The 9,910-nt window shown below is 63.4% G+C and carries 10 protein-coding genes; 3 read left to right on the top strand and 7 right to left on the bottom strand.

All coding sequences use genetic code 11. The annotated features are described in order from the left end of the window. On the bottom strand, positions 1-358 hold a 358-nt coding region (locus MOV76_RS36425; protein ID WP_247266369.1), incomplete at its 3' end, for a tetratricopeptide repeat protein. A gap of 142 nt (positions 359-500) precedes the next feature. On the opposite strand from MOV76_RS36425, the gene MOV76_RS36420 reads away from it, so the two are divergent. The 3 genes from MOV76_RS36420 (at position 501) to MOV76_RS36410 (ending at position 3,392) form a co-directional block, all read left to right on the top strand. Beyond that, positions 501-1,892 carry a M17 family metallopeptidase gene (locus tag MOV76_RS36420; protein WP_247266368.1) on the top strand — a complete coding sequence of 464 codons (1,392 nt, stop codon included), beginning with the start codon at positions 501-503 and terminating at the stop codon, positions 1,890-1,892. 280 nt (positions 1,893-2,172) lie between these two features. Next, positions 2,173-2,523 (top strand): MarR family transcriptional regulator, encoded by a 351-nt coding sequence (locus MOV76_RS36415; protein WP_003544522.1) that lies wholly within the window; start codon positions 2,173-2,175, stop codon positions 2,521-2,523. Positions 2,524-2,534: 11 nt separating this feature from the next. Next, positions 2,535-3,392, top strand: coding sequence for an NlpC/P60 family protein (locus MOV76_RS36410; RefSeq protein WP_028731795.1), 858 nt, complete (start codon positions 2,535-2,537; stop codon positions 3,390-3,392). On the opposite strand, the gene MOV76_RS36405 is transcribed toward MOV76_RS36410, so the two are convergent. From MOV76_RS36405 to MOV76_RS36380, 6 genes are all read right to left on the bottom strand, one after another. Then, positions 3,385-4,776: an amidase gene (locus MOV76_RS36405; protein ID WP_028731794.1), complete on the bottom strand. Its 1,392-nt coding sequence runs from the start codon at positions 4,774-4,776 to the stop codon at positions 3,385-3,387. The two genes, MOV76_RS36410 and MOV76_RS36405, sit on opposite strands and share 8 nt — an antisense overlap. A 36-nt stretch (positions 4,777-4,812) precedes the next feature. Further along, entirely contained in the window at positions 4,813-5,676 is an 864-nt protein-coding gene (locus tag MOV76_RS36400) for an ABC transporter permease (protein WP_247266367.1), read from the bottom strand. Positions 5,677-5,679: 3 nt separating this feature from the next. After that, entirely contained in the window at positions 5,680-6,627 is a 948-nt protein-coding gene (locus MOV76_RS36395; protein ID WP_028731792.1) for an ABC transporter permease, read from the bottom strand. 107 nt (positions 6,628-6,734) lie between these two features. Beyond that, the gene (locus MOV76_RS36390; RefSeq protein WP_247266366.1) at positions 6,735-8,264 is read right to left on the bottom strand and encodes an ABC transporter substrate-binding protein; all 1,530 of its coding nucleotides are present in this window, start codon (positions 8,262-8,264) and stop codon (positions 6,735-6,737) included. A gap of 150 nt (positions 8,265-8,414) precedes the next feature. After that, positions 8,415-9,335 carry a LysR family transcriptional regulator gene (locus MOV76_RS36385; protein ID WP_028731791.1) on the bottom strand — a complete coding sequence of 307 codons (921 nt, stop codon included), beginning with the start codon at positions 9,333-9,335 and terminating at the stop codon, positions 8,415-8,417. A 55-nt stretch (positions 9,336-9,390) separates the two neighbouring features. Next, positions 9,391-9,910, bottom strand: a 520-nt coding sequence (locus MOV76_RS36380; protein WP_247266365.1) for a P1 family peptidase, incomplete at its 5' end; no start/stop codon positions are given.

Raw genomic sequence — 9,910 nt, 5'->3', positions numbered from 1 at the left:
CCGCCGCCTGCGCCTTGCCGTAGGCGGCCAGCACGTTGCGGTCGCCGGGATTGGCAATGGCCACCTGCTGCATGACGGCGAGCGCCTGCGTGTCGCGGCCGTTCATGCGCAGCAGATTGGCATAATTGACCCCGGTGACGGGATCGCGCGGGTTCTTTTCATAGGCCTGGCCGAGCCGGTCCGTCGCCGAGCGCAGCTCCGTCGCGTCCATCTCTTCAACCGGCTTGGTGAGCTTCGGCACCGAGCCAGTTGTCATCCGGTCCTTGGTCGTCGAGCAGCCGGCAAGCGCAAGGACGATCAGCGAGGCCGCAGCGCCCTGCAGGATACGATTCGTGAATGTGGTGAGCGAGGCAGGCATGATGCGTTCCTGGATTCCGAAATCGGCGCCTGACCTCGAAGCGGAACAGGGAAAGGTTTGACGCAATCTTCGCTCCAGCAATAGTCTGTTAACCCTAACAGACCGTTAAGGAACGATTCCTTACGACCGCCGAAGGACAATCATGGCCCCCTATCAGTTCATCGAGAGACCGACCCCTTTCAACACGAAGGGCGGTTTGACGCTGCCGATCTTTGCCGTCACGCCTGCCCATATCGAGACCGGCACGATCGATCCGATCGCGCTCGATTGGGCGCGCCGGGCAGGCTACAAGGCCGAAAGTGGGTCGCTGCTGCTGATCCCGACGGCCGAAGGCCATCTCGGCGGCGCGCTTTACGGCCTTGGCACCAATCCATCCGAGCAGCCTTACATCACAGGCCGGCTCGCTCGTGCGCTGCCGGCCGGCGACTGGCACATCGAGACCGCGCCGCTGACGGCAAATCGCCTGGCTCTCGGCTTTGGGCTCGGCAGCTACCGTTTCGACCGTTACAAATCCGAAAAATCGCCGGCGGCGACGCTGATGATCCCCCGCGATGCCGACGCCGCCGACATCAAGCGCCAGCTCGCCGGCGTCTTTCTTGCCCGCGACCTGATCAATACCCCGACGAATGACATGGGGCCGGTACAACTCGAGGCCGTTTTCCGTGGCCTGGCCGAACATTACAAGGCGGAGGTATCGGTTATTACGGGCGACGACCTGCTCAAGCAAAACTTCCCGCTGGTCCATACCGTTGGCCGCGCCAGCGCCGATGCGCCGCGCCTTCTCGAACTGCGCTGGGGCAAGAGGGGCCATCGCAAGGTGACGCTCGTCGGCAAGGGCGTCTGCTTCGACACCGGCGGTCTCGACATCAAGCCTGCCGCCTCCATGCTGCTGATGAAGAAGGACATGGGCGGCGCGGCGAATGTCATGGGGCTTGCCCTGATGATCATGGACGCCAAGCTGAAGGTCGACCTGCGCGTCATCGTCCCTGTCGTCGAAAACGCGATCTCGTCCAATGCCTTCCGGCCCGGCGACATCTATCGGAGCCGCAAGGGCCTGACCGTCCAGATCGACAATACCGACGCCGAAGGCCGTTTGATCCTTGCCGATGCGCTTGCCTATGCAGATGAGGAAGAACCCGATCTGTTGATCGACATGGCGACGCTGACCGGCGCTGCCCGCGTTGCCCTTGGCCCGGATCTCCCGCCCTTCTTCACCGACGACGCCAATCTGGCCCATGATCTGACCGAAGCGAGCCTGGAAACCGACGATCCGATCTGGCGCCTGCCGCTCTATTCCGGCTACGAAAAGGATATCCGCACCAAGTTCGCCGATCTTACCAATGCCCCCGCCGGCGGCATGGCGGGGGCGATTACCGCAGCCCTCTTCCTCAAGCGTTTCGTCAGCAAGGCGAAGAGTTGGGCGCATTTCGACATTTACGGCTGGGCTCAAGCCGAACGACCACATTCGCCGGGCGGCGGCGAGGCACAGGCGATCCGCGCGCTCTTTCACCATATCCGCGAGAGCTTGCGCTGATGCTATGCTAAAGCGCGTCGCGATCTCTCAGATCCACTCCATGCGCTTTAAGTCTTTGTTTTACGCATGTCGTATCGCAAAACCGCTGCACAGTTTGGCGCAACATGCTTTAGAAATAAGCGCTGAGGCGCATCGCGTGATCCCTGTTCACGCGCTGCGCCTCGCTGCCGATCGTTAAAATTTTATTCACCCTGCCAGGCGGCAATTTCCAGCGCCCCTTGCATGTGCATGGCAACTACCGGAAAATGGAACGCTAGCGTAACGATCTTCCGGAGGGGCCGTGCCGATCGAACTGACCGCCTCGCAGGCGCTGGGGCTCTGGCATGGCGCGGCGCTCGATCAGGTCCGCCACGACGATCGCGATTTGACGTTGCGCCAGATGGCGATCCTGCTGCATATTTATCTGGTGCCGCCGCCGCACACGGTGCGCGGGCTTGCCGCCACACTTGATGTCACCAAGCCGGTCATCACCCGCGCCTTGGATACGATGGGCGAGATGGGCCTGGTCGACCGTGTGCGTGACGATGCCGACCGGCGCAACGTGATCATCAAGCGCACCGTCGGCGGTGCGCTTTACCTGGAAAAGCTCGGCGATCTCATACGAGATCAGGCCCGCCGGCTGCCGATCTGAAAGGAATGCGAATGACGATGCTCGACCGCCGCCTGCATGCCTACCGGCCTGATCTCGCGGAAGCCGGCCTCGAAGGCAAGGTCGAGGCGTCGCGCTTTGTGAAGGGCGCGCCGGCGCGTGTCGCCGTTCCTGTCCTGGCCGTGCGCCCTGAACCGGACCTTGCCCGCGGCATCGATACGGAACTGCTTCTCGGCGAGGATGTGACGGTTTTCGATCGCGCCGACGGCTGGTGCTGGGTGAAAGCCGCCGCGGACGGTTATGTCGGCTATGTCGCGGCGGACGCGCTCTTAGAAGGCAGGCCGGCACCGACCCATATCGTCACCGTGCAGCGCACCTTCGTCTATCCCGAACCGGAACTGCGCAAGCCCCACCAGGCCATCGTGTCGATGGGAAGCCGCGTCTACGTCGCCGGCGAGGCGGAAGCGCGGGGCAATCGCTACGTCGTGCTCGAGGACGGAACGGCGATCTTTGCCAAGCACGTCCAGCCGATCGGCGCTCTCGATGGCGCCGATTACGTGGAGATCGTCGCCCGTTTCCTGGAAACGCCCTACCTCTGGGGCGGACGTTCCGGCCTCGGCATCGATTGCTCCGGCCTCGTCCAGCTGGCGATGCTGATGACGGGCAGAGCTGCGCCGCGCGATGCCGACCTGCAGGCGGCGGGCCTCGGCCAGCCGATCGATCGCTCCGAAATCCGCCGTGGCGACCTGGTATTCTGGAAGGGCCATGTCGCCGTCTTCGAGGATCCGGAAACCATTCTGCACGCCAACGGCCATAGCATGACGGTGGCGCGCGAGAATTTCGCGGCCGCCGTCGAGCGCATCGGCTGGCTCTACGAGCAACCGACCGGCTATCGCCGCCCGATCAGCTGATCGGAGGTCGCGGCCAGGATCTTACCCCGCCGGTCCAGTCCTCGAAGGCTTTCGACAGCCTCAGCACCCGCATGTCGTCGAAACGCGGCCCGACGATCTGCAGGCCGATCGGCATCCCTGATCGGGAGAAACCGCAATTGATCGACGCGGCCGGCTGCTCCGACATGTTCCACGGCACGGTGAAACCGATATGCTCGAACGGCAGGGCCGGATCGTTGGTCGGCGATGCCCATTCGGCCGGATAGGAGATGATCGGATTGGTCGGCGAAAGCAGGGCGTCGACCTCGGTAAACAGCTGTCCGCAGCTCTTGCGCATCTCGATCGTCTGGTTGAAGCCCCTGACCGCATCGACACCGCTGATGTCGGCGCCGCCCATCGCCCAATCCCTGATATAGGGCAGGATGCTGTCGCGCCTGATGTCGTCGAGCTCGGCGATATCGCCCCAGAACCGGGACCGCCAGAATTTGTCGAGGCCATCCAGCATCGCGCGCGTCAGCACCGGCTGGACTGATACAATGGTCGCGCCGGCCTTCTCGAACTGTTGCGCCGCCGCTTCGACTGCGACCCTGATCTCGTCCTCCACCGTAAGCCCGCAGCCGGCATCGAGCATTAGCCCGATCTTCATGCCCGATAGGTCGATGTCGAGATCCATCCAGTTGAAATCGTTCGGCGGCAGACTGGTGCCGTCGCGCCAGTCCGGCCGTGACAGCGTCGCCATCGAAAAGGCCGCATCCTCGACCGTGCGCGCCATCGGCCCGACGCAGCGCCCGACATAATAGGGATCGGCCGGAATGCGCCCATGGCTCGGCTTGAAGCCGAAGATGCCGGTCCAGCCGGCGGGAAGGCGCACCGAGCCGCCGATATCGGTGCCGATATGCAGCGGTCCATAGCCGGCCGCCGCCGCTGCGGAAGCCCCGGCGCTCGATCCGCCGGGATTCTGCGCGGTGTTCCAGGGATTGCGGCTGAGAGGATGAAAGCTCGAAAGCCCGGAGGAAAGCATGCCGTAATCAGGGCAGGTGGTCTTGGCGAAGATCACCGCGCCGTCTTCGCGCAGTCGGGCGGCGGCCGGTGCGTCGGCGTCCGCCGGCTTCAGTTCCACTGCCCTCGTTCCGAGCGGCACCGGCTGGCCCTTCGTGGCGATCAGCTCTTTCAGCGTCACCGGGATGCCGTCGAGGGGGCCCAGCGTTTCTCCCTTGGCCCAGCGCTCCGTCGACGCTTTCGCCTGCGCGCGCGCCGATTCCGGATCGTAGAGGTAGAGTGCCGAAATCGAAGGCTCCCAGGCCGCTATATGGCCTTCGAGGGAAAGCCAGTATTCGAGAGGGGAGAGGCTCTTATCGGTGAAGCGCCGCCTGAGTTCGCGAATGGTAAGGTCGGTTTCGGTCATGGCATGGTCTTTCGGGCTTTTCGTCTTGGGAGGACATCAGCGGCTCGCCTCGCGCGGGTCGAGCAGATCGCGCAAACCGTCGCCGAGCATGTTGAAGCCGAAGACGGTGAGCGCGATGGCAAGGCCGGGCAGGATCGCCAGCCAGGGGGCGAGCGCCAGATAGGTTTGCGCATCGGCAAGCATCCGGCCCCAGGTCGGCGCCGGCGGCGCCATGCCGAGCCCAAGGAAGCTGAGCCCCGCTTCGGTGAGGATCGCCAGCCCCAGCTGGATCGCGCCATGCACGATGATCTGGCTCATGATATTCGGCAGCACATGGCGTAGCGAAATGGTCAGGCGCGTATTGCCGATCGCGCGCGCCGCCGTCACATAGTCGCGGCTCCAGGCCTGCAGCGAGGTCGCGAGTGTGACGCGGGCAAAGACCGGGATCATGAAGACGGCAATCGCGGCGATCGCGGTGAACCGCCCCGGCCCGAGAAAGGCGCCGAGCACCATGGCGGACAGGATCGGCGGCAAGGCGAAGATGACGTCGCAGATGCGCATCAGCAACGCCTCGAAAGGACCGCGGATCGCCGCCGCCGAAATGCCGGCGATCGAGCCGAGCGTCCCGCCGATCGCCACCGCGGTAATGGCGATCGACAGTGAATTCCAGCAGCCTGCCATCAGCATCGAAAGCACATCGCGGCCGAACTGGTCCGTGCCGAGCAGGCCGAAGGCAAGCGGTGGCTGCAGCTTGTGGATGATCTGCATTTTCGCCGGCGGCAGCGGCGTCCAGACAAGCGACAGCAGTGCAACGGTGACCAGCAGGCCGATGATGACAGCCCCTGAAATCAGGTTCATTCGCCGGCTAAGTCTAAAGACCCGGCGGCGGCTCATGATTGCGGTGGATACGACCGGTGCCATGTGTCAGGCCGCCTTTCTCATCCTGGGATCAATCGCCAGATAGGAGAGATCGACGATGAAATTCATCACGATGACAAGACCTGCGAAAAACAGCACGACATCCTGCATCACGATGATGTCGCGCTGGGAGAGCGCCTGCAGCGCGAGCCGCCCGAGGCCGGGCAGGTTGAAGACGTTTTCCACCAGCACCGCGCCGGCGACGAGAAAGGTGAATTGCAGCCCGATCATTGTCAGGATCGGGATCAGCGCGTTCGGCACGATATGCCGCCACAGCACTGCACTGCGTGACAGTCCCTTGGCCACGGCGGTGCGGGCAAAATCCTCATGCATCGTATCGAGCACCGCCGAGCGCGCCACCCGCGTCAACACACCCGCTTGCGGCATCGCCAGCGCGACGGCGGGCATAACCAGCGCCTGCAATGCCGGCATCAGCCCGGCGCTCCAGCCCGGGAAGCCGCCGGCCGGCATCAGCCCGAGCATCGTCGAAAACAGGATGATCAACAGCAGTGCCACCCAGAAGGCGGGCACGGCGATGCTGATCTGCGAAAACAGCGTTGCGATGATGTCGAAGACACCGCCGCGGCGCGAGGCGGCCAGCACCCCGAGCGGCAAGGCAATCGCCACAGAAAGCATAATCGCCATCAGCGCCAGCGGCAGCGTCACTGCCAGCCGCTCGACGATCAATCCCGCGACTGGCACGCCATAAGTTAAGGAATTGCCAAGATTGCCGGAGAGCACGCCGGTCAACCATTGCCCGTAGCGCAGCAGCAGCGGCTGATCGAGCCCGAGATCGTGGCGCAGTGCGGCAAGCGTTTCAGGTGTTGCCGAGGTGCCGAGCATGATCGAGGCGGGATCACCGGGCAGAAGATCCATGACGGCGAAGATCAGCAGTGAGACGACGACGAGGGTGACGAGGAGACCGGCGAAGCGGCGGGCGAGGAGTGAGATCATGCTTGCCACACTTTCGATGTGGAACGGGGAGGGCTGCGACCGGCATCGAACGGTTCGTTATGCGGCTTCCCCTCGTTCATGCCTCTCAATCCGCCTTAACTGTTCGCCTACTCGTCCCAGGAAACGCCGGAGAGTACGTTGGAAGGGATCGGCTCGTTCTCCCACAGTCCCTTCAGCTTCTTGTCCCAGACGCCGAGTTTCGGCATGACGAAGAGGTAGAGCGCCGGCACGTCCTCGGCGAGGATCTTCTGCGCGTCGCCATAGATCGCACTCTGCGCGGCGGGATCGGTCGTCTCTTGGACCTTCTTCATCAGCGCGTTGAAAGCGGGGTTCTTATAATTGAAATAATAGGGATCGCGGGCATAGATGTCGATGTCGAGCGGTTCGGCATGGGCAACGATCGTCATGTCGAAGTTGCGGTCCTTCATGATGTCCTGGACCCATTTCGCCGGAAATTCGGTCGGCTCGATATTCATCGTTACGCCGATCTCGGCAAACATCGCCTGCATCACCTGGGCGCTGCGCGGCGCATAAGCCATCTGCGGCGATTTGATCGTGAAGGTGAAGCCGTTGGGATAGCCGGCTTCGGCGAGCAACGCCTTCGCCTTCTCGACGTCGTAGGGCAGCACATTGGTCGTGTCCTGATAACCCGGATCGTTCGGCGTGTAGTGGCTGCCGATCGGTGTGCCGAGGCCCGACCATGCGCCGTCGATTACCGTCTTGCGGTCGATCGCCATCATCAGCGCCTGGCGGACGCGTTTGTCGTCGAACGGCTTCTTGGCATTGTTCATGCCGGCAACGACCTTGAGCTCGGTATTGCCGATCTTGGTGACCAGCCTCGCATCGCCGTCGAAAGAACTCATCAGCTCAGGCGCGGCAAATTCCGGAAAGGCATCGAGATCGCCGGATTTCAGCGCAGCCGCCTGCGCCTGCGGATCGGCGATGAAGCGGAAGGTCACCGTGTCGAGCTTGGCGGCCGCATTCTTGTTCCAATAATCGGCATTCCTGGCGAGTTCGACCTTGTCGCCCTTCGCCCAGCTGGCGAATTTGAACGGACCGGTGCCTACTGGCGTCGTCTTGTCGTCGGCAGCCGTCTTCGGTGCGACCATCACCGAGGCTGGCCAGCCGAGCCAGTAGATCAGGCTGCCGGTCGGCGCCGAGAGATGCAGCACCAGCGTTTCGGCATCGGGCGTATCGACCGAGGCGATCGAAGCGAAGAAGCGCTTCTGCGGATTGACGGAATCGGCGCCGCGGGCGCGGTCGAGCGAAAACTTGGCAGCAGTGGCATCGAAGGCCTCACCGTCATGGAATTTGACGCCGGTCTGTAGCTTGAACGTATAGGTCAGGCCATCGGGAGAGATCTCCCAGCTTTTCGCCAGCTGCGGCTGGATCTTGCCGGCCTGGTCGATCGTCACCAGCCCCTCGAACACGTTCTGCCAGGTCACCTGGCCGATTGCGACTGGTGCTGCGATCGTCGGGTCGAGACCGGTTGGCTCGACGCTCATGCCGAGATTAAGCGTGGTCTTCGCCGCCTCGGCCGGCGTCATCGCCGTCATCACCAGGCCGGCCGAAAGCGCAGCACCGAGCGAAAGCCGCCGGGCGAAACGCGCTGAAGGCGCAAACGAAAGCTTGATCATCATGTTCCCTTATCTGGCCGCGCGTCGATGACGAAGACCTTTTGCGAGGAGAGTGACACTATGCCGGTGCACACACAATGACGATTTTGTGTGCTCAGTGTAGCCGAAAAAGCTACACCGCAAATCCGCGGGCAATGCAAGCGCGAAGCGTCAGTCTTTCGTCTCGGTCCGGCGGTTCGTGCGCTCGCGCATGAACCTCTCGATGAAGTCGAGCAGTTTCGTCGCGGCGAAGGACAGCTGCCGGTCCGGTGCAACGCAGAGATCGACATGGGTGCGGATGCCGGTCTTGCCGACGAGCGGAATGGCAAGGAGCTGACCTGCCTCGATCTCGCGGCGGACAGTCAGCGCTGGCAGCAGCGTGGCCGCAGCCCCGCTGAGCACAAGTTCCTTCAGCATTTCGAGCGAGCTGGTGACGAAGACGGGATCGAGGCTCAACCCCTCCTTCTCGAACAGCGCGTCGAAAGCCTGGCGGAAGCCGAAGGATTGATCCGGCAGCGCCAATGCGTAGTCGGCGAGTTGCCCGATAGGGATCTCGGCATGCGCGGCGGCCGGATGCTGCGGCGTGACGATGAGATCATAGGCGATCTCGGAGCGCAGCCGCACCTTGGTGCCGGACATCGGTGGCGCAAACAGCGTCACCGCAATATCCGCCTCGGCGCTGTTGACCGCATCGACCGCCTGCCGCGCGCTGGTGATTGTCACGGTAAAGCGCAGCTTCGGATATTTCAGGCTGAATTCGGCAAGCGCCGGCGCCAGCAGATTGGCGACGGTCGCCCCATTGGCATAGATGCTGACACGGCCGCGCTGCAGGCCTTTAAGATCTTCGATCAGCTGCTGCACGTGATCGAGTTCGCGCAGCGTCCGGCCGGCGCGGGCAGCAAGCAGTTCGCCGGCGGCCGTCAGCTTGACGCCGCGGGCGCTGCGTTCGACGAGCGGCGCGCCGAAATGATATTCGAGGTTCTCGATCTGCCGGCTGATCGCCGTCGGCGCGACATTGAGATTCTCGGCCGCCTGGCGCATCGAATTGGTCCTGACCAGCTCGTCGAAATACATCAGCGCCCGGATCTGCATTCACGTCTCTCCGCCATTCGGCATATTGATCTGTAGAGAGTCTGACCCTATTCAATCAGCCGCTGCTCGGATAGCGGTCGCGCCAGGCCTTTTGCGCGCCCTCGACCGGAAGGGCGGTCGCGGCGTAGACGCCGCGGGCAATCGCCCGGGCCATGACGATGGTCGCGAGGTGGCAAAGCTCCATCAGGCTCACCATGTCGTCTCTTCTATGCTTGGCCGTCGAAGCGGCAAAGACGGTGTCGCCGTCGAGCGGCAGATGCGCCGGCAGCAGTGCTCGGGCGAGGCCGTCATGGCCGGCGAGCGAAAGCCGGTGCGCCTCGGCCTTCGTCAGCTGCGCATCGGTCACAACAGCGCCGATCGTCGTTGCCGGCGTGTTCATGCCCTTGAGCCGCATCCGGTGGTCGGCCACATCAGGCATGCCGAGCCCACCGAATTCCGCATCCTTTTCAAAAGGCGCCGCCCAGAAATGCGGTCCGTCGCCGATCGTTGCGGAGCCCAGCGCATTGACGGCGACGATCGCCGCAACGCGATGCCCGGTGCTGCTGACGGCGCTGGCCGAGCCGAGCCCGCCCTTG

It is taken from the genome of Rhizobium sp. PRIMUS64 (genome assembly GCF_023006465.1).
Classification (GTDB): domain Bacteria; phylum Pseudomonadota; class Alphaproteobacteria; order Rhizobiales; family Rhizobiaceae; genus Rhizobium; species Rhizobium leguminosarum.
The sequence above is the reverse complement of the archived record's forward strand: the minus strand, read 5'-3'. Positions and strand labels throughout refer to the sequence as shown.

What these genes read in the sequence shown, in the direction of transcription:
- MOV76_RS36420 (WP_247266368.1), top strand. Translation starts at nt 501, where the DNA reads ATGGCCCCCTATCAGTTCATCGAGAGACCGACCCCTTTCAACACGAAG.
- MOV76_RS36410 (WP_028731795.1), top strand. Translation starts at nt 2,535, where the DNA reads ATGACGATGCTCGACCGCCGCCTGCATGCCTACCGGCCTGATCTCGCG.
- MOV76_RS36405 (WP_028731794.1), bottom strand. Translation starts at nt 4,776, where the DNA reads ATGACCGAAACCGACCTTACCATTCGCGAACTCAGGCGGCGCTTCACC.
- MOV76_RS36400 (WP_247266367.1), bottom strand. Translation starts at nt 5,676, where the DNA reads ATGGCACCGGTCGTATCCACCGCAATCATGAGCCGCCGCCGGGTCTTT.
- MOV76_RS36395 (WP_028731792.1), bottom strand. Translation starts at nt 6,627, where the DNA reads ATGATCTCACTCCTCGCCCGCCGCTTCGCCGGTCTCCTCGTCACCCTC.
- MOV76_RS36390 (WP_247266366.1), bottom strand. Translation starts at nt 8,264, where the DNA reads ATGATCAAGCTTTCGTTTGCGCCTTCAGCGCGTTTCGCCCGGCGGCTT.
- MOV76_RS36385 (WP_028731791.1), bottom strand. Translation starts at nt 9,335, where the DNA reads ATGCAGATCCGGGCGCTGATGTATTTCGACGAGCTGGTCAGGACCAAT.